The following is a 20,070-nucleotide window of genomic DNA, read 5'->3' as shown; positions in this document are numbered from 1 at the left end:
TAGGTCGGAACGCCAGGGCACGGCCGTTGTGGATTGATGGCAAATTGAATGTGCCTGCAGTAACCGACTGACCGCTATTTCCGTTGGTTCAAGGAAAAAGACTGTATGGACGCCGCACCATGACCTACAGAATCGCCGCAGATGCCGTGCTGCTCCTGCACCTGGCCTTCATCCTCTTCGTGGTCGTGGGTGGCCTGCTGGTGCTGCAGTGGCCGCGTCTGGCCCTGCTGCATCTGCCGGCGGTGGTCTGGGGCGCCACGGCGGAATTCCTCCACCTCATCTGCCCCCTCACCCCCCTGGAGAACCGTCTGCGCCTGGCGGCGGGGGAGCAGGGCTACAGTGGCGGCTTCATCGAGCATTACCTGGTGCCGCTGATCTATCCGGCGGGCCTCACGCCGGGTATCCAGCTCTGGCTCGGGACCCTGGTGCTGCTGCTCAACCTGGTGCCCTATGGGTTGCTGCTGAATCGCCTGCTGCGGCGCCGCTAGCGGTGTTTCACCCCCATCATTCAGCGCCGTGATTCAAGGGTTGAGCCACTATGGCCTTCGCTACACTGCGGCTCATCTATCGCACACAGCAGAAAGGCACCTCACCATGCAGAACCGAATCATGATTACCGGCGCCGGTTCCGGTCTCGGCCGCGAAATCGCCCTGCGCTGGGCGCGCGAAGGCTGGAAGCTGGCCCTGTCCGATGTCAACGAGCCGGGCCTGGCGGAAACCCTCAGGCTGGTCCGCGAGGCTGGCGGCGACGGTTTCACCCAACGCTGCGACGTCCGTGACTACAGCCAGCTCACCGCGCTGGCCCAGGCCTGCGAAGAGAAGCTGGGTGGCATCGACATCATCGTCAACAACGCCGGCGTCGCCTCGGGTGGCTTCTTCGAGGAGCTGTCGCTGGAAGACTGGGACTGGCAGATCGCAATCAACCTGATGGGCGTGGTCAAGGGCTGCAAGGCCTTCCTGCCGCTGCTGCAGCGGAGCAAGGGCAGGATCGTCAACGTCGCCTCCATGGCGGCACTGATGCAGGGCCCGGCCATGAGCAACTACAACGTGGCCAAGGCCGGCGTGGTGGCCCTGTCCGAAAGCCTGCTGATCGAGCTGAAGGAGGAGGGCGTGGGCGTTCACGTGGTCTGCCCGTCCTTTTTCCAGACCAACCTGCTGGACTCCTTCCGCGGCCCGACCCCGGCCATGAAGCAGCAGGTGGGCAAACTGCTGGAAAGCTCGCCCATCAGCGCGACCGACATCGCCGAGTACATCTTCCAGGAAGTGGCCGCCGGCACCTTCATGATCCTCCCCCACGAGCAGGGCCGGATGGCCTGGGCGCTGAAGCAGAAGAACCCGGACGCGCTCTACGACGAGATGGCCAGCATGTCGGCCAGGATGCGTGCCAAGAACCGGAGCCACGCCTGATCGCCACTGTCCGATCGGTCAGCTTCCGCGTCGTCCGGGGTTGCCCGGCGGTGGACCGGGGGAGTAGGGTTTCTCCCCCGGCCTGATCGCCAACCCGGATGGACCCACAGTGAAACCCCTTTCCCGTGCGCTGCTGATGCTGGCGCTGGTGCTTGCCGCCATCAACCTGCGGCCCGGCATCACTTCCCTCGCGCCGCTGATCGAGCGCATCGCCTTCGAACTATCCCTCAGCCGCAGCCTGATCAGCCTCACCACCGCCTTGCCGGTGCTCTGCATGGGCCTGCTGGCACCCTTGGCGCCGCGCCTGGCGGTGCGCTACGGCCTGGAGCGGGTGATCACCGCCTGCCTGGCGCTGATCGGCGTGGCCCTGCTGGCACGCCTGGCCAGCCACGCCAGCGCCGTACTCATCGGCAGCGCGGTGGCCATGGGCGCCGGCATAGCAGTGGCCGGGCCGCTGCTTTCCGGCTTCATCAAGCGCCATTTCCATGACCAGGTGGGCCGGGTGGTTGCCTGGTACTCCCTGAGCATGACCATGGGCGGCGCGGCCGGGGCCGTGCTGACGATTCCCGTGACCCGCCTGCTGGGGGACCAGTGGCACTTCGGCCTGGCGTTCTGGACCATTCCCGCGTTGCTCGCCGTGTTCCTCTGGCTGCGCCTGCCCAACCGCGCCGAGTCCGCCGGCGAGGCGGCGCAGGGCGGCCTGCCCTGGGGCGAACCGCGGGCCTGGCTGATCACCGCCTTCTTCGCCCTGCAGGCCGGTCTCTTCTACGCCCTCACCACCTGGCTGGTGGCCCGCTACCACGAGGCCGGCCTCAGTCTGCTGCGCGGCAACAGCCTGTTCAGCCTGTTCATGCTGGTGGGCCTGCCCAGCGCGTTCGTGCTTCCCTGGCTGGCGCAGCGCTTCGACAACCGTTACCAGCTGCTGCTGGTCTGCGGCCTCATCAGCTCGGTCTGCCTGGGGATGATCTGCTTCCAGCCGACCCTGCTGCCGGAGGTCTGGGCCGCCTTGCTGGGCCTTGGATTGAGCGGCTCCTTCGCCCTGTCCATGGTGCTGCCGCTGTATGAGGTACATACCCCGCTGGCGGTGAGCCGCTGGACCGCCATGATGCTGTTCGCCGGTTACGGCCTGGCCAGCCTCGCGCCCATTCTCGCCGGCCTCGGTCGCGACCTGGCGGGCAGCTACCAGGCGCCCTTCATGGTCTTAAGTGGCCTGGCACTGGTCATGTCCCTGCTGGCCTGGCTGCTGGGCCGTGGCCACCGCTGAGGACTTCGACGCAGTTCCTTTCTCCCGTGGCAGTCCTGTGTTAGAAGGCTGCCACTGTTTCACTGGAGTGCCCGCGTGGAGTCCGAATCCATCGTCTATGGCTGCATCCGCGACTGGCCGTCGCTCGACGATCAGGAACATCGCCTGCGCCGCGATGCCAACCGCCGCGTGCTGGACAGCCTGCCCAGCGGCGAGGCCTGGCCCTTCCTCGGTCGCGAGATGTTTTCCTGTTGCGAACAGCCCGGCGAGGGCCTGTTCCGTACCCAGGTGATCCACTTCGGCGCCAGCTACCCGGCGGTGGAGTACGAGTGGAGTCTCTGGGTCAAGGCGTTCGAGGCCCTGCTCAGGCAACTCTACTGGAGCAGCGCCGTGGTCCACCTGGAGACCGAGCTCAACGGCATCCATACCTTCCGCTGGGAAAGTGAACAGGGCCTGCACAGCCCCCAGGAAGACAACCTGCGGGTGCGCTGCGCCTGGGAACGCGAAGGCGGCGTGCACGGCTAGCCACGTTCTGAATGCGGGCGAAGGGCCGCTTATCTCCCCTTTCTCCCTGGGAGAGGGGCCGGGGGTGAGGAGAACCCCAGCCCACCCGGTATCCAAGGAAACTACCCCATGCTCAACTACCTCTGGTTCTTCCTCGCCGCGCTCTTCGAAATCGCCGGCTGCTACGCCTTCTGGCTCTGGCTGCGGATGGGCAAGAGCGCCTGGTGGATCGCTCCCGGGCTGCTCAGCCTGACCCTCTTCGCCCTGCTGCTGACCCGCGTGGAGGCTGCCTACGCCGGCCGCGCCTATGCGGCTTACGGCGGCATCTACATAGTCGCCTCGTTGCTCTGGCTCGGCCTGGTGGAGCGTACCCGGCCCCTGGCCAGCGACTGGCTGGGGGCCGCCCTCTGCGTGCTGGGTGCCACCGTCATCCTGCTCGGGCCGCGCTTCTCTCCGTCCTGAGAAAGGGGCGGGCCCAGGCTTCCCTGCCCGGAAAATTCCCTCAACCTTTCCCGCTGGCCCACTGTCGAATCAGGCAAGGCAACCCGGAAAGCAGCCTCCAGGGCTGCTGATGGACATTACTGGGCAATGACCCTCCCTCCACTGGAGGATGCTGGATGAACCTGCCGTCATCAGGGACAGTGGCGCGTGTCCTGGTGGCGCTCTATGCATCGCTCCTCCTGGGCTGTACCTCGCTGCCCCATATCAACCCCGACATGGTCCACTCGCCGGCCACCCCGGTGCAGGTGGATGGCACGCGCGGCCCGCTGTCGAAGGAGCGCAGCAAGGCCATCCTCGACCGGCTCAAGGCCCCCGGCATGGAAACCAATATCTTCGACCTGCACCTGGCGATCGAAGAGTCCCTGGTCGGCAGCCCGCTCACGGCCGGCAACAAGGTCGACCTGCTGCAGGATGGTCCGCAGACCTATGACGCGATGTTCGAGGCGATAGATGCCGCGCGTGACCACATCAACATGGAGACCTACATTCTCGAAGCCGACGAAGTCGGGCTGCGCTTCGCCGACGCGTTGATCGCCAAGCAGCGCAGCGGCGTGCAGGTCAACCTGATCTACGACAGCGTCGGCACCCTGAGAACGCCAAAGGCGTTCTTCGCCCGGCTGCGCGAGTCGGGGATCAAACTGGTGGAGTTCAACCCGGTAAACCCCATGACCGCCAAGGCCGGCTGGGACGTCAACCAGCGCGACCACCGCAAGCTGCTGATAGTCGACGGCCGCGTCGCCATCCTCGGTGGGGTGAACATCAGCGGGGTCTATTCCGGAGGCTCGTTGGGCTCGGGAGCCCGGGAGCCGCCGAGCGACGAGCTGCCCTGGCGCGACACTGACCTGCGCATCGAGGGACCGGTGGTGGCCGAACTGCAGAAGCTGTTCATCGGCACCTGGGACAGGCAGAAGGGCGGGATCCTGGTCGCGCGGCACTACTTCCCGCCGCTGGAACGCAAGGGCAGCGACGTGGTGCGCGCCATCGGCAGTTCGCCGGAGGAACCTTACAGCCAGATCTACGCCACCCTGATCTCCGCGCTGCACAGCGCCCAGAGCGAAATCTGGCTGACCAGCGCCTACTTCGTGCCCGACCCGCAGCTGCTGGACGCCCTCAAGGATGCCGTGGTCCGTGGGGTCGACGTGCGCCTGGTGATTCCCAGCAGCACCGACTCCTGGCTGGTGTTCCACGCCGGGCGGGCCTACTACCGCGAACTGCTGGAGGCCGGGATCAGGCTCTACGAGCGCCGTGACGCGTTGCTCCATGTGAAGGCGGGCGTGATTGACGGCGTCTGGTCCACCGTGGGCTCGACCAACCTCGACTGGCGCAGCTTCCTGCATAACCAGGAGGTCAATGTGGTGGTACTCGGCACCGACTTCGGCGGGCGAATGCGCAACGCCTTCCTCGAGGACCTGAAGAACTCGGAGGAGCTCACCCTGGAGCGGTGGCGGGAGCGTCCCGTCCGCGCCCGCGCCAGCGAAAGGATCGGGCGCTTCTGGGAGTACTGGCTCTAGGCGTAACCGCCGCGGCGCGAGACCTCCATCAGCTCGTCCACTACCAATGCCAGCGCTTGCCGGCGCGCCAGTCCGGTCCGCCGTGCGGCGTTGTAGCGGCGCAGCTGCAGGGCTGCGCTGCTGCCCTGGTCGAGGATGCTGCGGGCCTGCGCCATGGCCGCGCCGTCGTCGTGGGCATCGAGGGATTCGCCGAAGCGGGCTCCGGCCATCTCCAGCCATTGGGCGATGGCGACATTGCGCCGGCTGTCCAGGTCGAGGAAGGTGGCCTCGGTGCCGAAGCGCTTGGCCCGCCAGCGGTTCTCGTCGATCACCAGCCGCGTCATCTCGTTGTGGCGGTCGATGCCGGAGGACGAGGCGACGGCCTGGTGGACCATGGCGCGGAACAGGGCGGCGATGCAGAGGATGTCCTCTACCACCGGGCAGGCGTCGGTGATGCGCAGCTCCAGGGTGGGATAGCGCACCGAGGGGCGGATGGCCCACCAGATATCGCTGTCGCTGGTCGCTGAGCCGGTCTTCAGCAGCAGCTCGACATAGCGGCGGTAGGCGCGCTCGTTGCTGAAATGGTCCGGAATGCCAGTGCGCGGCCACTCGTCGTAGGCCGCCTGGCGGTAGCTCATCAGGCCGGTGCGTTTGCGCTCCCAGAAGGGCGAGGAACTGCTGAGGGCCAACAGCAGCGGAAGCCAGGGCATCACCCGGTTCATGACCCTGATGCGGTCCACGCCGTCCGGCACGCCGACATGGATGTGCAGGCCGCAGAGCAGGTTGCGTTGGGCAACTATCTGGAAGTCACCGAACAGCTGCTCGTAGTGCGGTTCACGGGTGGCTTCCTGTTCGCGCCAGAGCGCCAGGGGATGGGTGCCGCTGGCAAGTATGCCGAGGCCGAAGTCCTCGGCTATGGCGCCGAGGCTGGCGCGGGTTTCCAGCAGGCAGGCGCGGGCGCTGGCGAGGTTGTCGAGTATCGGGGTGACCAGTTCCACCTGGCTCTGCAGCAGCTCGGTGGTGATCTGCTCGCCAAAGGCCTGCTGGCAGGCCTGGAAGAAGCGCCGTGGGCGTCGGCGGACGATGTTGCGGCTGCGCAGATCGGCGATGAAGAACTCCTGCTCGATGCCGAAGCTGAGCGCTGGCGGGGGGATGCGGGATGCAGGCTGGCGCCGCTGTCCGGTCATGGCGGCAGTACCTTGGTCAGGTCCTGAGCGTTAGTCCGGCCCCCTGGCGCAATGGTTCGGAACAGGCGCCGTGCGGTCGGCGCCTGGAGTCGGCATGGGCGTGGGCTCATGGTTTCGCCTCCCTCGGCTTCTGGCTCTCTTCCTCCTGGGCACGCAGGAAGGCCGCCTCGTGCAGTGCCCGGGCATCGGCGAGCAGCAGCCCGAGCGCCGAGGCCAGGCGGGCGGTCTCCTGGGGCATGAAGGTGAAGCGGGTGCCGTTCTCCAGCATCTGCAGCAGATCGCCGAGGGCGGCCATGCGCTGGCTGGCGGCTTCGAACAGGTGGGAAGAAGGTGCTCCGGTGTTGATGAAAAGGACGTCGTCGTAAGGCTGGGACGGCACGGGGACGGGCCTGAATTCAGTCATGACGGACCTCCGTGCTGGGGAGTGACGCTACCGTGACCCTGGCTTTTCCGGAACGGAATGGGGGGTGCATATCCTTGCTTCCTTGCGTGGTAGAGGAGCCGCCACCTGCCGTTCGGGGCAGTAGGGTGGCGGGCCATGCAGGGGTCGCAAACCGGTCACGCGAGGAAAACCCGGTAAGGCCGAAGCCTTCCCTGCACGGCCCGCCATAGAGCGCAAAGAGGCCCAAGGGCATACCGTGTCCTGCGTAAGGTCCGGGTTGCGACGCCCGGTCGCGGTCAGTGCCGTGACGGCAGGGACTTTAGCGAGGCTGTTTGTAGGCACTCAAGGTTGCCGCGCTGTACGAAATTTCTACGGTGGGAGATGCCAGCAAGTGGGACGGATGCGCCGAATGGAAAGCGACTCCGGAGCGGAATGTGCGAGTTAGAGCGGTTGCCATGCAAATTGCCGAAATTACCGACGAAATGCACCTGGTTTACTGCAGTTCTGTCATCAATTCGTAGCGAAGCTTCTACACTCTGACTCCAGAGTCTATTGGTGCTCTGTGCTTTGTCTGGCCGCCGTTCTGGCGGCCTTTTTGTGCCCGCCGCTTTATCTGGCCGAGATGTCGCTGGTGCGAAATTATCGCCATTCATCGCCTTTTCTCTTCTCCATCTGCTGCAAATAAACCAAGTAAATTCAAATGGATATGGCATATGAATCTGCGGATTAGTGATTCGCCTTGAATTTGACGCAGGCACGGCCCCCATCTACTACTGACTAACACCCCGTGAACGGGGAATACAGGTTCAATTTCGGATAAAAGCGCCGAACGTGGCGGATTTTGCCGTTAATCTGCCGCTTCGTGCTTGCGTCCTGCTGCTGTTTGATTCCGGCGAGGGAACGACATGGTCGGCTTGGTAAGGAAGTCATCTGATCCATCGACCCCCGCGAATCCAGGCACCGGGAACTTCAGGATGTTCGGCTTCGTCCTGGTCATTCTACTGGCGACCCAGTCGGTGGTCGCCGAAGCCCCCCAGGACAATGACAAGTGGCTGGAACCGGCGCGTTCCCGGCTGATGGAGGAAAAGAACGGTCTGCCCTTCTTTCCCCATAGGGCCAATACGCCGAACAACGTCCTGCTGAGTACCAAGGATTTCGATGATGCCCAGGTCTGCGGTGCCTGCCATAGGGAGATCTACCAGCAGTGGCGCACCTCGATGATGTCCCAATCCTGGGATGAGCCCATCTATCGGGCGCTGCTGCGCAAGGCAAGCGAGGCGACCGAAGGCAAGGTCGACAACTTCTGTACGGGTTGCCACACGCCCGTCGGCCTGACCACGGGGCAGATCAATTCCACGGTCAATCGTGCGTCGGTGGAGTTCACAGCCCGGAACAACCCCATGCCGGGCGTGGATTGCGAAACCTGCCACAACATCAGCGCACGAACCGGCCTGGACAACGGCGCCTATGTGCTGAGTCCGCGGGCCCATGGCAAGCCGACCAAGTTCGGCCCGCGCCGTGACGCGGTGTCGCCCTACCACGACACCGTCTACTCAAGCCTGCACACTCGCTCGGACTTCTGCGCCACCTGCCACAACGTGACCCACCCCTTCAGCACCGTGGCGGTCGAGCGCACCTACGATGAGTGGCTGGAGAGCCCATACAGTTTCAATGGTGAGACCTGCCAGAGCTGCCACATGCCGGGATTCGCCGGCAAGGCGGCGGTCATGGGGCCTGAGCGCGCCGATGTGGCCTCCCACTGGTTCACCGGCGCCAATGCGGCGGTACTGGAATACCTGGGGCAGAAGGAGGCGGCCCAGCGTGCGCGGGAATCACTGGCCCGGGCGGCGACGATCGAGTTCGAGCCGATGGCCGACGGCCTGGTACCCGGCCAGGATGTATCGGTCCGCGTGAAGGTCGCCAATGTCGGCGCGGGGCACAAACTGCCCACCGGTTTCCCCGAGGGCCGCGAGGTCTGGATCGACTTCCATGCCGTGGATGGCACGGGCCGGGAGTTCTATCGGCTGGGGGCGATCAAGGAAGGCGCAACCGAGCCTGATACCCGCAATTTCAAGGTCCACCTGGGCGACAAGGACGGCAAGGAACTGGATATCGAGGTATGGAATGCCACCCAGATCCTCTCGGACAACCGCATCCTGCCCAAGGGCTACGACGTCCGTGAGTTCTCCTTCCAGGTGCCGGCGGATGCCGTGGGGCCTGTCACCCTGACTGCCGAGTTGAACTACTGGCCGTTCTCGCAGCGTCTGGTGGATTACCTGCTGGGCAAGGACAAGATGAAGGTGGAAATCACCCGGATGGCCAAGGCCGAACGTAGTGTTCCCCTGAGCCAGCCGGTGCAGGCGGCGGGGCTTTGAAGCCTCAGCGCCTGACTGCGGGATTGGGTGCTGTACCTGTGGGGGCGATTTCAATCGCTGAGAGAACCGCAGGTTCGCCATTCGGGTCTTCAGGGGCAGCTGCGCTGCCCATCGCGAATGAATTCGCCCCCACAATGCATGCGCAGAGCATTTGCGGCCGGCTCATTCCTCCAGCCATTCCCTGGGCACGTCGAGCTTGCGCATGAGCTGGCACTGCTCGCTGTCCGGGTCGTAGACGATCACCGCCTCGCCCTTCTTCAGCGCATGGCGAACGCGTTCGACGCGGGTTTCCAGTGGGGTGTCGTCGCCATTGTCGGTACCTTCGCGGGTGACGAAGTCCTCGATCAGGCGGGTCAGGGTGTCGGCTTCGAGCAGGTCAAAGGGGATGAGCATCAGGTGTCTCCAGCGGCGGCGGAATGCTAACCCCGCCGCCGTGCGGCGTCATCCATCCACGTTCTGGCGCAGGATGAAACGTTCCAGGGTGCTGAACAGCAGTGCGCTGTCCAGGGGCTTGCCGAGGAAGTCGTCCATGCCGGCGGCGGCTCCGGCCTGGCGGTGCTCGTCGAGGATGTGGGCGGTGAGGGCGACTATGGGCACCGCCGGCCAGTTGCGGTTGCGCTCGATCCGGCGGATCTGCCGGGTGGCTTCGAAGCCGTCCATCTCCGGCATCTCGCAGTCCATCAGGATCAGCTGGATGCCTTCCGGGTCGCGCTCGTATTCGTCCACTGCGGCCACGCCGTTGGCCACAGTGCGGACCAGGTAGCCGCGCTTCTTGAGGAAGCCCTGGACCACCATCTGGTTCACCGGATTGTCCTCGGCGACCAGGATGCAGGGCGTGGCGCTGACCCGGCGGCGCGCTTCCTGGATCTCCGTGCGTTCTTCCAGGCGGCGTTCCCGGTAGAGCGCCTGCAGGGTCTCGCGCAGGTGCGCCAGGGTCAGCGGCTGGGCCATCGCGCGCAGGCGCAGGCCGGCACCCGGCGGCAGGTGCTGGCAGCGTTCCGGCGGGCAGATCAGCAGCACCCGCTGGCCGTGTTCCAGGTGCGGGCGCAGCGACTCCAGCCAGCGCTCCGGGTCGCCGGGCCAGGGCGCCATCAGCACCAGCAGCGGCGGCACGGCGAAATCCTCCAGTCGGTCGACCAGCTTGTCCGGGTCCTGGCAGCGTTCGCAGCGCATGCCCCAGCGGCCGAGCAGGCGACTCAGGGCATCGAGGCCGAGTGCATCCTGGCAGGCGAGCAGGGCGGTACGGCCGTCGAGCAACTGGTTCAGGTCGTCGGTGTTGAATTCGCCCGTTTGCAGGGGGATGTCGAAGCTGAAGCGGGTGCCCTGGTTTGGGGTGCTCTGCACGTCGATGCGCCCGCCCATCAATTCCACCAGCTCCTTGCTGATGGCCAGGCCAAGGCCGCTGCCGCCATAGCGGCGCGTGGTGCTGGAATCCCCTTGGGCGAAGGAGTTGAACAGCTGGGTCAGGGCTTCGGCGCGGATGCCAATGCCGCTGTCGCAGATGCTGAAGACCAGGTGCGGCTTGCCGGTGGCGTCGTGGCGCATGGCGAGGTTGAGGGCGACATGCCCTTCGGCGGTGAACTTGAGGGCGTTGCCGAGCAGGTTCATCAGCACTTGCTTGAGGCGCGTCGGGTCGCCCTGGATACGCCGGGGTACCCCGGCGTCCAGGCTGAGGTGCAGGCCCAGTCGCTTGTCCATGGCCTGGGCGGTGAAGAGGCCGAGGGTCTCCGAGACCAGGTCTTCCAGGTCGAACTCGATATGTTCCAGCTCCAGCTTGCCGGACTCGATGCGGGCGAAGTCGAGGATGTCGTTGATCACCGCCATCAGTGCCGTGCCGGAACTCGAGATGGTGTCGACATAGAAGCGCTGGCTGCGGTCCAGCGGGGTTTCCTTGAGCAGTTGCAGCATGCCCAGCACGCCGTTGAGCGGGGTACGGATCTCGTGGCTCATCTTGGCCAGGAAACGGCTCTTGGCCTGGCTTTCGACGTTCGCCTGCTCGGCCGCCTGGCGCGAGAGGAAACCTTCTTCCTTGAGCGTATTGATGCGGTCGGCGAGGCCGATGGAGAGGGTGATCAGTTCGATGGTGACGCCGATCTTCACCACGGTGGCGCCGAACAGCCCCAGCACTTCCACCCCCAGGGAGCCGGTGGTGATCTGGATGAAGGCGAACAGCAGCACGCCCCAGGCCAGGGTGTAGTAGGAGCCGTAGCGCAGCCCCTTGCGCCAGACGTAGACGCCGGTGAGCAGGAGGAAGGCGGAGATGCCGGATACCGTCAGGCTGGCCAGGATGTTCCAGGCGTGCAGGCCGATCAGGGGGAAGGACAGGAGCCCCGCCAGGGTGGCGACCATCAGCCCGCACAGCACCCGGTCCAGGCGCGGGAAATGCAGGCCGGTGTGGAGGAAATGGCGACTGAACTGCAGCGCCGTCAGGCAGTGCAGGTACATGAAGATGTAGATGGCCACCGACTGCAGCACCACGTGTTCGGGCAGCAGCTTGAACAGCATGCCATCGAAGCAGGCGGCGAGCAGGCCGACGTTGAGGTTGTAGGCCAGGTACCAGAGGTAGGCCGGCTCGCGCAGCGAGAGGTAGAGGAAGAGGTTGTAGAAGAACATGGCGAAGAGCACGCCATAGAAGGCCCCGTTGAACCCCATGAGGTTCTCCTGGGCGGCGGCGCTGGCATCGAAGGTGCTGAACACCAGGGGCACGAAGAGGGTGCTGGTGCTTTCTACGCGGAGGATCAGGGTGCTCTGGCCGGGCTCGAGGCCCAGGGGGAACCAGAAGTTGCGCACCTGCACCGGGCGTTGGGAGAAGGCGAAGTGGTCGCCGGACTCCTGGGCCTGTACCCGGCCGTCCGGTGTGATGTAGTAGAGGCGGATGTTGTCCAGCAGCGGGTAGTTGGCTTCGAGGTAGCCGCTCAGGGTATGGGGTTGGCGGTTGTCCATACGCACCTTGAACCACCAGACCGAGGCGTTCTTGCCAAGGTTGGCCTGTTCACCCCGGACCTGGCTGAAGGCAGGGTCGGGCAGCTTGCGCACCTGTTCCAGGCTCAGCTCGCCCCTCGGGTCCTCCAGATAATGCACCCAGGGGCCGAGGGAGAGCCTGAGCTGATCCTGGTCGAGTGGCACGGCCGTCATCGCCAGGGCTGACTTGCAGAGCCAGAGCAGGAGAAAGGCCAGACCGAGTGCTGCAGGTTTCACACAGCCCGAAAGGCGAAGCATGGGCGACCACCGGTGTTGTTATTGCGTCCCTACGTGGCACTTTGCCCGTCCGTGCGGCGCCCATCAAGCGTTGCCTTCGCCCTTTCCTACAAGACTTTCCACGGTCGGGACGCGCGTCTCGCTCTCCATCTGCGCGTCATGTTCCAACTGGTGGCTGAACGGTTCCAGGGATTGCTGGCTGGTGACCGCATCGGTGGCGAACACCGGCGGGCTCATCAGGTAGGCGCCGAGCAGGCGGGTGAGGGCTTCCAGGCTGTCGATATGGGTACGCTCGTAGCCGTGGGTGGCGTCACAGCCGAAGGCCAGCAGCGCGGTGCGGATATCGTGACCGGCGGTGACCGCCGACTGGGCGTCGCTGTGGTAGTAGCGGAACAGGTCACGGCGCACCGGGATGGAATGCTCCTCGCCCAGGCGCAGCAGGTGCCGCGAGAGGTGGAAGTCGTAGGGGCCGCCGGAATCCTGCAGGGCAACGCTCACCGCGTGTTCGCTGGAGTGCTGGCCGGGGGCGACCGGAGCGATATCGATGCCGACGAACTCGCTGACGTCCCAGGGCAGCGCCGCAGCCGAGCCGGAGCCGATTTCCTCGGTGATGGTGAATAGAGGATGGCAGTCGATGGGCGGCAGCAGGCAAGCCTCGGCTATGCCCTTGAGGGCGGTGAGCAGGGCCGCCACCCCGGCCTTGTCGTCGAGGTGCCGGGCGCTGATATGGCCGCTCTCGGTGAACTCCGGCAAGGGATCGAAAGCGACGAAGTCACCGATGGCCACGCCCAGGCTTTCGCAGTCGGCGCGGGTGGTGCTGTAGGCGTCCAGGCGCAGTTCGACGTGATCCCAGCTGATCGGCAGGCTGTCCACCTGGGTGTTGAAGGCGTGACCCGAGGCCAGCAAGGGCAGCACGCTGCCGCGTAGCACGCGGCTTTCGCAGAACAGGCTGACGCGGCTGCCTTCGGCGAAGCGGCTGGACCAGCAACCCACGGGCGCCAGGCCCAGGCGGCCGTTGTCCTTGATCTCGCGGACCAGGGCGCCAATGGTGTCCAGGTGCGCGGACACCGCGCGGTCCGGGCTGCTCTGGCGGCCCTTGACGGTGGCGCGGATGGTGCCGCGGCGGGTCAGTTCGTAGGGGATGCCGATCTCGTCCAGGCGCTCCGCGACGTAGCGCACTATGGTGTCGGTGAATCCGGTGGGGCTGGGGATGGCGAGCATTTCCAGCAACACCTGCTGCAGGTAGTTGAGATCGGGGTCGGGGAGTCTCTTGCTCATTGCATCTCCTTGGCGATCGGTAGGATGGGTGGAGCAACGCGATACCCATCGGTGGCTCGGAGTGATGGGTATCGCTCCGCTCCACCCATCCTACGAAGAGCATCAGTTCATCCGGCTCAGCGGAAACAGCAGGTCGATGAAGCGTTCCGCCGTCGGCTGCGGCTGGTGGTTGGCCAGGCCGACCCGCTCGTTGGCCTCGATCAGCACGTAGTCCGGCTGGTCGGCGCCGGGTACCAGCAGGTCCAGGCCCACCACCGGGATTTCCAGGGTGCGGGCGGCGAGGATGGACGCCTCGGCCAGGGCCGGGTGCAGGCTCGCGGTGACGTCTTCCAGGGTGCCGCCGGTATGCAGGTTGGCGGTGCGCCGCACGGCCAGGCGGGTGCCGGCGGGCAGCACGTCGTCATAGCCGTAGCCCGCGGCGCGCAGGGTGCGCTCGGTCTCGCCGTCCAGGGGAATGCGGCTCTCGCCCTGGGTGGCGGCCTGGCGCCTGCGGCTCTGGCACTCGATCAACTGGCGCAGGTTGTGCTGGCCGTTGCCGACCACTTCGGCGGGGCGGCGGATGGCGGCGGCCACCACTTCGTAGTTGATCAACACCACCCGCAGGTCGAAGCCCTGGTGGCAACTTTCCAGCAGTACCCGGCTGTCGAAATGCTCGGCGTTGGCGATCGCCGTATTCACCTCGTCGAGGTTGCGCAGGTCCACGGCGACGCCCTGGCCCTGCTCGCCGTTCACCGGCTTGACCACCAGGCTGCCGTGCTCGGCGAGGAAGGCGGCATTCTCCGCGTCGCTGCCGGCCAGGCGCTGGGCCGGCTGGTGGATGCCGACGCGAGCCAGGGCCCGATGGGTCAGGCGCTTGTCCTGGCAGAGGGTCATGCTCACGGCGCTGGTGAGGTCGCTGAGGGACTCCCGGCAGCGGATGCGCCGGCCGCCCTGGCTGAGGCTGAACAGCCCGCCCTCGGCGTCGTCCACCTGCACCTCGATGCCGCGGCGCAGGGCCTCGTCGACGATGATGCGGGCGTAGGGATTGAGCCCTGCTTCGGGGCCGGGGCCGATGAACAGGGTCTGGTTGATGCTGTTCTTGCGCTTTACCGTGAAGGTGGCCAGGTCGCGGAAGCCCAGCTTGGCGTAGAGCGCCTTGGCCTGGCGGTTGTCGTGCAGCACCGAGAGGTCGAGGTAGTTCAACCCACGGCTCATGAAGTGCTCCACCAGGTGGCGCACCAGGGCCTCGCCCACGCCGGGGCCGCTGCATTGTGGGTCTACCGCCAGGCACCAGAGGCTGGACCCGCCCTCCGGGTCGTGGAAGGCCTTGCGGTGGTTGAGGCCCATGACGGCACCTATCACCTGGCCCTCGCGTTCGTCCTCGGCCAGCCAGTAGACCGGCCCGCCGAGGTGCAGGGGGGTGATGGCCTCCTGGTCCACCGGCAGCATGCCGCGGCAGCGGTAGAGCTGGTTGACCGCCAGCCAGTCGGCGTCGCTCTGCGTCCGGCGGATGCTGAAGCCACGGAAGCCGCGGCGCGCCGGGCGATAGTCGGGAAACCAGAGGCGCAGGGTGTCGGAAGGGTCGAGGAACAGTTGCTGCGGCGCCTGGGCCAGCACCTGCTGGGGCGCGGCGACGTACAGCGCGATGTCGCGCTCGCCGGGCTGCTCGCCGAGCAGCTCGCGGGCCAGGCTCGCCGGGTCGGGAAAGGTGTGGCCGAGGAGCAGGCGGCCCCAGCCGCAGTGGAGTATCTGCGGCGCCTCGTGAGGCTCCTGGTGACCTTCGGCCAGCTGTGCCTGCAGGCGCTGGTAGGACGGCGCCTGGCCGCGCAGCAGCCGCTGGCTGTGCAGGGTATGGGCTTTCATCGGTTCAGAGTCCCTGTTGGTTGAGCCAGAGGTTGAGGGCGGCCATCTGCCAGAGCTTGGAACCCCGCAGCGGCGTGATGTCTTCGGCCGGGCTGGCCAGCAGGCGCTCGAGCATGGCCGGTTGGAACAGGCCGCGGTCCTGGCTCGGGTCCAGCAGCAGTTCGCTCACCCAGTCGCGGGTGCGGCCTTGCAGGTGCTTGAGGCCGGGGACCGGGAAGTAGCCCTTGGGACGGTCGATCACCTCATGGGGAATGACCTTGCGCGCTGCGGCCTTGAGCACCTCCTTGCCGCCGTCGCCGAGCTTGAAGCGGGAAGGGATGCGCGCAGACAACTCGGCGACCCGGTAGTCGAGGAACGGCACCCGCGCCTCCAGGCCCCAGGCCATGGTCATGTTGTCCACCCGCTTCACTGGGTCGTCCACCAGCATCACCGTGCTGTCCAGGCGCAGGGCCTTGTCCACCGGGTCGAGGGCGCCGGGGTGCTCGAAGTGCTGGCGCACGAAGTCGCCGGCCAGGTCGCCGCAGAGCCAGGCCGGTTGCACGGTCGCCTGGTACTCGGTGTGGCTGCGGTCGAAGAAGGCCGCACGATAGCTGTTGAACGGGTCGCAGGTGTCGGCCAGCGGCGGGTACCAGTGGTAGCCGCCGAACAGCTCGTCGGCGCCCTGGCCGCTCTGCACCACCTTGCAGTGCTTCGACACCTCGCGGGCGAGGAGGTAGAAGGCGATGCAGTCGTGACTGACCATGGGTTCGCTCATGGCGGCGAATGCCTGGGGCAATTGCTCCAGCACTTCGTGCTCGTCGATGCGCAGCTGTTGATGGCGGGTGCCGTAATGGCGGGCGATCAGGTCGGAGTATTCGAACTCGTCGCCACGCTCGCCGCCGGTGTCCTGGAAGCCGATGGAGAAGGTCGCCAGTTGCTCGACGCCGGTTTCCGCCAGCAGGCCGACCAGGAGGCTGGAGTCCACACCGCCGGAGAGCAGCACGCCGACTTCGCGGGCGGCACGCTGGCGGATCGAGACGGCGTCGCGCAGGCTGGTCAGCAGCAGATCGCGCCAGTCCTCGAGGCCGAGTATCTGTTCGTCTTCGCGGGGGCCGTATTCCAGCTGCCACCAGGTGCCCTGGCTGCAGTTGCCGTCGGCGTCTATCTGCATCCAGCCGGCCGGCGGCAGCTTCTCCACGCCCTTGACCAGGGTGCGCGGTGCCGGCACCACGGCGTGGAAGTTGAGATAGAAGTTGAGGGCCTGCGGGTCCAGCGATGTATTCAGGTCACCGCCCTGGAGCAGGGCCGGCAGGCTGGAGGCGAAGCGCAGGCGCTTGTCGCCCTGCGACAGGTAGAGCGGCTTGATGCCGAGCCGGTCGCGGGCGAGGAACAGGCGCTGGCTGTCGCGCTCCCAGATGGCCAGGGCGAACATGCCGTTGAGCCTGGGCAGCATGTCCTTGCCCCAGGCATGCCAGGCCTTGAGCAGCACTTCGGTGTCACCGTCGGAATGGAAGTGGTAACCCAGGGCCAGCAGCTCCTTGCGCAGTTCGGGGTAGTTGTAGATGGCGCCGTTGAACACCATGGCCAGTCCCAGTTCGGGGTCCAGCATGGGCTGCCCGGAGGCGTCGGCGAGGTCCATGATCTTCAGCCGTCGATGGCCCAGGGCGATCGGTCCCTGGCTATGCACGCCCCACGCGTCTGGGCCGCGGGGCGCTAGGTGGTGGGTGATTCTATCGAGGGCGGCCAGGTCGGCCGGTTGCTTGTCGAAACGCAGTTCTCCAGATATGCCGCACATAAGTCCTTACCGGTGTTGCCGTTGGGGAGTCGGTGCCCGAAAAAGGGCACTTAGGGGTCCGACCCCCATGCGTTACCGGTAGTTTTATATCGATTGGTCATATGAGGTCGGGAACGGGAGCTTTCAGCCGACCAGCTTTTGCGCCGCCAGGGACAGGCTTACCGCCACCAGCATCAGGGCGAAGAGTCTCTGCAGGGTGGCGCCGCGCATACGCGTGGCCAGCAGGTTGCCGCAGAGCACGCCGATGGCGCCGCCGGCCGCCAGGCCGCCGAGCAGGGCCATGGGCGGCTGGGCGCCAAGGAGGTAGAGGAAGAAGCCGCCACCCGAGACCAGGGCGATCACCGCCATGGAGGTGGCGGTGGCAGCCAGCATCGACAGCGGGGTGAACCAGAGCAGCGCCGGCACTATGAGGAAGCCGCCACCCACCCCCATGACCCCGGACAGCAGCCCGACGCCCGCACCTATGGCGATCAGTGGCCCGCTGCGCAGTGGGCCGGACTTGCCATGGGGCAGGCCGGCGCCGCGCCACATGCGCCAGGCGGACCAGAGCACCAGCAGGCAAAAACCGAGGATCAGCGCGAACTCGGGAATGAAACGTCCCAACCATTGGCCGACGGCGTTACCTGGTAGCCCACTCAAGGCGAGCAGCAGCACCGGACGGCCGGCCACCTGGCCCTGGAAAGTGCGGGGAATGGCGCCAATGGCGGCGGACAGCGCCACGGCGCCGAGGCTAACGCCGATGGCGTCGCGCAGGGGTAGGTGCAGGCTGAGCAGCAGCGGCAGGGCGACCAGGGAGCCGCCGGCGCCGGTCAAGCCGAGCAGGAGGCCAAGTACGGCGCCTATCCCCAGGGCTTCCAGCAGGAGCGGTTCCATACTCATGCGCCCAGCCCGCGGATCAGGCGGCGCAGGGCAAAACGGTTGGGGTGGCAGGCCTCGGCCACGGCGCGCGGCACGGGCAGGGGCTCATCATCCAGCCAGGCAGCCAGCAGTTCGCCCGACAGCGGAGCGGTGATCAGCCCACGGGAGCCGTGGGCGCTGTTCACATAGAGGCCGTCGAGCCAGGGCGCCGCCACCTCGGGCACCTGGCGCGCATCCTTGGCCAGCACCGCGTAGGCCTCGGCGAAGGCGGCGCTGTCCGCCTGGGGGCCGACTATGGGCAGGTAGTCCGGGGTGGTGCAGCGGAAGGCGGCACGGCCTTCGAGGCGGGCCGGGTCCAGCTCGGCGGCGTGCAGCCGGCGGCTGAGGTCCGGGGATATCTCCTCCAGCAGTTCGAGGTTGCCGGCGTGCTCGGCGGCCGTGGGGGTCAGGTCGGTACTGTGGAAATCGAAGCTGGCGCCGAGGGTGTGTTCGCCATCCCGCGGTGGCGCCACATAGCCTTCGGCGCAGACCACGGTGGCGAGAGTTGCGCTTTCGGCGGTGGCCGGCAGCCGGCTGATCTGTCCGCGGATGCGTTTCAGCTGCAGGTCCGCTGCCTGGGGGAAGCGCAATACCTCGGCGGCGCCGGCCAGCACCACCACGGGGGCGGCGGCGAGTAGCCGCTCCCCGGCACGGGCGCACCAGAGGTTGTCCTCGCGGTGCAGTTCCAGGGCTTCGCTGTGGGGCAGCAGGCGAATGTTCGGATGCCCGGCCAGCAACCGGCACAGGGCTGGCGGGTGGACCCAGCCGGCCTCGGGGTAGAACAGGCCGCCAGCGGGCAGGGCGACCCCGGCCAGGGCTTGTGCCGTGGCCTGGTCCAGGCTGTGCAACAGGTCGTTGGGGAAGGCGTCGGCCAGTTTGGCCTGGCGCTGCGCTTCCTTGGCATCGAAGGCCAGTTGCAGGACGCCGCAGGCCTGCCAGTCGCGGCCCTGTTCCAGCCGCTGCAGCAACCGCCGGGTATGGCCGAAGCCGCTGAGAATCAGGCGCGACAGCGGCGTGCCGTGGGCCGAGAGCTTGAGGTAGAGCACGCCCTGGGGATTGCCCGAGGCCTCCTGGGCGGGCTCGCCATGGCGCTCGAGCAGGGTCACCTGCCAGCCGCGCGCGGCGAGGCTTGCAGCCGTGGCGCAGCCGGCGAGGCCGGCGCCTATCACCAGGGCCTCGCGACGTTCAGGTGCGAAGCGCGGGCGGGCGTACCAGGGTTTGCTGTCGTCGCTGGCCTGGCCTTGGAACAGGCCACGGCTCATTTCCCACTTCTTGCCGAAGCCGGGGGTGCGCTTGATGGCGAAGCCGGCTTCTTTCAGCGCCCGGCGTACGAAGCCGGCGGCGGTGAAGGTGGCGAGCGTGGTGCCGGGACCGGAGAGCCGCGCCAACTGGGCGAAGAGGGCAGGGCTCCACATGTCCGGGTTCTTCGCCGGGGCGAAACCGTCGAGGAACCAGGCGTCCATGCGCGCGTCCAGCTCAGGCAGGCACTCCAGGGCATCGCCCACCAGCAGGGTCAGCACCACGCGCCCGGCGGCCAGGTTGATGCGCTGGAAGCCGGGGTGCACGGCGACATACTGCTCCAGCAACTGGGCCGCCAGGGGCGCCAGTTCCGGCCAGAGGGCGAGGGCGCGCTGCAGGTCGCCGCGGGCCAGGGGGTACTTTTCCACACTGACGAAATGCAGCCGCGTCCCGGTCGGCGCGCATCGTTCGAACAGCTGCCAGGCGCAGAGGAAATTCAGCCCGGTGCCGAAACCGGTTTCGCCGATAGTGAGTCGCCCGCCCGCCGGCAGCTCGGCGAAGCGCCGGGCCAGGTCGTTGCCGTTGAGGAAGACATGTCGGGTCTCATCGATGCCAGAGGCGGGGGAGAAATAGACGTCGTCGAATTCCCGCGAAAGCGGTTGGCCCTGTTCGTCCCAGTCGAGTTGGGCGTGGTGGAAATCGGACATGGGGGTTCCCGTGGCTGCGAAGGGCGAATAGTAGCCGATCGGCGAT

16 protein-coding genes are annotated in these 20,070 nt (G+C 66.6%); 7 read left to right on the top strand and 9 right to left on the bottom strand.

Annotated features, from left to right (window positions below):
- Positions 1-119 precede the first annotated feature (119 nt).
- The 6 genes from E8F11_RS29330 (at position 120) to cls (ending at position 5,166) form a co-directional block, all read left to right on the top strand.
- A complete protein-coding gene (locus E8F11_RS29330; RefSeq protein ID WP_280292427.1) occupies positions 120-488 on the top strand; it encodes a DUF2784 domain-containing protein in 369 nt (122 codons plus the stop codon).
- Positions 489-594: 106 nt separating this feature from the next.
- Positions 595-1,407, top strand: a complete 813-nt coding sequence (locus E8F11_RS29325; protein WP_280292426.1) for an SDR family oxidoreductase — start codon at positions 595-597, stop codon at positions 1,405-1,407.
- 109 nt (positions 1,408-1,516) lie between these two features.
- Positions 1,517-2,671, top strand: coding sequence for an MFS transporter (locus E8F11_RS29320; protein WP_280292425.1), 1,155 nt, complete (start codon positions 1,517-1,519; stop codon positions 2,669-2,671).
- Between the two features lie 75 nt (positions 2,672-2,746).
- Positions 2,747-3,175 carry a hypothetical protein gene (locus tag E8F11_RS29315; RefSeq protein WP_280292424.1) on the top strand — a complete coding sequence of 143 codons (429 nt, stop codon included), beginning with the start codon at positions 2,747-2,749 and terminating at the stop codon, positions 3,173-3,175.
- A 108-nt stretch (positions 3,176-3,283) separates the two neighbouring features.
- The gene (locus E8F11_RS29310) at positions 3,284-3,616 is read left to right on the top strand and encodes a YnfA family protein (RefSeq protein ID WP_280292423.1); all 333 of its coding nucleotides are present in this window, start codon (positions 3,284-3,286) and stop codon (positions 3,614-3,616) included.
- A 155-nt stretch (positions 3,617-3,771) separates the two neighbouring features.
- Positions 3,772-5,166 carry a cardiolipin synthase gene (cls, locus tag E8F11_RS29305; protein ID WP_280292422.1) on the top strand — a complete coding sequence of 465 codons (1,395 nt, stop codon included), beginning with the start codon at positions 3,772-3,774 and terminating at the stop codon, positions 5,164-5,166.
- Here cls and E8F11_RS29300 read toward each other — a convergent pair.
- Together E8F11_RS29300 and E8F11_RS29295 are read right to left on the bottom strand one after the other, a co-directional pair.
- Positions 5,163-6,332, bottom strand: a complete 1,170-nt coding sequence (locus tag E8F11_RS29300) for a carboxylate-amine ligase (protein WP_280292421.1) — start codon at positions 6,330-6,332, stop codon at positions 5,163-5,165. The two genes, cls and E8F11_RS29300, sit on opposite strands and share 4 nt — an antisense overlap.
- Positions 6,333-6,438: 106 nt before the next feature.
- On the bottom strand, positions 6,439-6,735 hold the full coding sequence (locus E8F11_RS29295; protein ID WP_280292420.1) for a hypothetical protein: 297 nt from the start codon (positions 6,733-6,735) through the stop codon (positions 6,439-6,441).
- A gap of 953 nt (positions 6,736-7,688) precedes the next feature.
- Between E8F11_RS29295 and E8F11_RS29290 the strand changes: the two genes are divergently transcribed.
- On the top strand, positions 7,689-9,089 hold the full coding sequence (locus E8F11_RS29290; protein ID WP_280292419.1) for a multiheme c-type cytochrome: 1,401 nt from the start codon (positions 7,689-7,691) through the stop codon (positions 9,087-9,089).
- A 162-nt stretch (positions 9,090-9,251) separates the two neighbouring features.
- Here E8F11_RS29290 and E8F11_RS29285 read toward each other — a convergent pair whose 3' ends face one another.
- The 7 genes from E8F11_RS29285 to mnmC form a co-directional block, all read right to left on the bottom strand.
- Positions 9,252-9,482, bottom strand: coding sequence for a YheU family protein (locus tag E8F11_RS29285; protein WP_280292418.1), 231 nt, complete (start codon positions 9,480-9,482; stop codon positions 9,252-9,254).
- 48 nt (positions 9,483-9,530) lie between these two features.
- Positions 9,531-12,224 carry a hybrid sensor histidine kinase/response regulator gene (locus E8F11_RS29280; protein ID WP_280292459.1) on the bottom strand — a complete coding sequence of 898 codons (2,694 nt, stop codon included), beginning with the start codon at positions 12,222-12,224 and terminating at the stop codon, positions 9,531-9,533.
- A gap of 147 nt (positions 12,225-12,371) precedes the next feature.
- Positions 12,372-13,565: an osmoprotectant NAGGN system M42 family peptidase gene (locus tag E8F11_RS29275; RefSeq protein ID WP_280292417.1), complete on the bottom strand. Its 1,194-nt coding sequence runs from the start codon at positions 13,563-13,565 to the stop codon at positions 12,372-12,374.
- A gap of 102 nt (positions 13,566-13,667) precedes the next feature.
- Entirely contained in the window at positions 13,668-15,407 is a 1,740-nt protein-coding gene (gene ngg, locus E8F11_RS29270; protein WP_280292416.1) for an N-acetylglutaminylglutamine synthetase, read from the bottom strand.
- 4 nt (positions 15,408-15,411) lie between these two features.
- A complete protein-coding gene (locus E8F11_RS29265) occupies positions 15,412-17,181 on the bottom strand; it encodes an N-acetylglutaminylglutamine amidotransferase (protein WP_280292415.1) in 1,770 nt (589 codons plus the stop codon).
- Positions 17,182-17,304: 123 nt separating this feature from the next.
- Positions 17,305-18,054 carry a sulfite exporter TauE/SafE family protein gene (locus E8F11_RS29260; RefSeq protein WP_280292458.1) on the bottom strand — a complete coding sequence of 250 codons (750 nt, stop codon included), beginning with the start codon at positions 18,052-18,054 and terminating at the stop codon, positions 17,305-17,307.
- A gap of 2 nt (positions 18,055-18,056) precedes the next feature.
- Positions 18,057-20,024 carry a bifunctional tRNA (5-methylaminomethyl-2-thiouridine)(34)-methyltransferase MnmD/FAD-dependent 5-carboxymethylaminomethyl-2-thiouridine(34) oxidoreductase MnmC gene (gene mnmC / locus E8F11_RS29255; RefSeq protein WP_280292414.1) on the bottom strand — a complete coding sequence of 656 codons (1,968 nt, stop codon included), beginning with the start codon at positions 20,022-20,024 and terminating at the stop codon, positions 18,057-18,059.
- Between the last annotated feature and the right edge of the window lie 46 nt (positions 20,025-20,070).

Source organism: Pseudomonas sp. BN417, from assembly GCF_029871205.1.
GTDB lineage: Bacteria > Pseudomonadota > Gammaproteobacteria > Pseudomonadales > Pseudomonadaceae > Metapseudomonas.
The sequence above is the reverse complement of the archived record's forward strand: the minus strand, read 5'-3'. Positions and strand labels throughout refer to the sequence as shown.

Bases quoted from the DNA above. Each gene is read 5' to 3' on its own strand.
- E8F11_RS29330 (WP_280292427.1), top strand. From the start codon at position 120: ATGACCTACAGAATCGCCGCAGATGCCGTGCTGCTCCTGCACCTGGCC.
- E8F11_RS29310 (WP_280292423.1), top strand. From the start codon at position 3,284: ATGCTCAACTACCTCTGGTTCTTCCTCGCCGCGCTCTTCGAAATCGCC.
- mnmC (WP_280292414.1), bottom strand. From the start codon at position 20,024: ATGTCCGATTTCCACCACGCCCAACTCGACTGGGACGAACAGGGCCAA.
- E8F11_RS29280 (WP_280292459.1), bottom strand. From the start codon at position 12,224: ATGACGGCCGTGCCACTCGACCAGGATCAGCTCAGGCTCTCCCTCGGC.
- E8F11_RS29260 (WP_280292458.1), bottom strand. From the start codon at position 18,054: ATGGAACCGCTCCTGCTGGAAGCCCTGGGGATAGGCGCCGTACTTGGC.
- E8F11_RS29275 (WP_280292417.1), bottom strand. From the start codon at position 13,565: ATGAGCAAGAGACTCCCCGACCCCGATCTCAACTACCTGCAGCAGGTG.
- cls (WP_280292422.1), top strand. From the start codon at position 3,772: ATGAACCTGCCGTCATCAGGGACAGTGGCGCGTGTCCTGGTGGCGCTC.
- E8F11_RS29325 (WP_280292426.1), top strand. From the start codon at position 595: ATGCAGAACCGAATCATGATTACCGGCGCCGGTTCCGGTCTCGGCCGC.
- E8F11_RS29265 (WP_280292415.1), bottom strand. From the start codon at position 17,181: ATGTGCGGCATATCTGGAGAACTGCGTTTCGACAAGCAACCGGCCGAC.
- E8F11_RS29290 (WP_280292419.1), top strand. From the start codon at position 7,689: ATGTTCGGCTTCGTCCTGGTCATTCTACTGGCGACCCAGTCGGTGGTC.
- E8F11_RS29295 (WP_280292420.1), bottom strand. From the start codon at position 6,735: ATGACTGAATTCAGGCCCGTCCCCGTGCCGTCCCAGCCTTACGACGAC.
- ngg (WP_280292416.1), bottom strand. From the start codon at position 15,407: ATGAAAGCCCATACCCTGCACAGCCAGCGGCTGCTGCGCGGCCAGGCG.
- E8F11_RS29285 (WP_280292418.1), bottom strand. From the start codon at position 9,482: ATGCTCATCCCCTTTGACCTGCTCGAAGCCGACACCCTGACCCGCCTG.
- E8F11_RS29300 (WP_280292421.1), bottom strand. From the start codon at position 6,332: ATGACCGGACAGCGGCGCCAGCCTGCATCCCGCATCCCCCCGCCAGCG.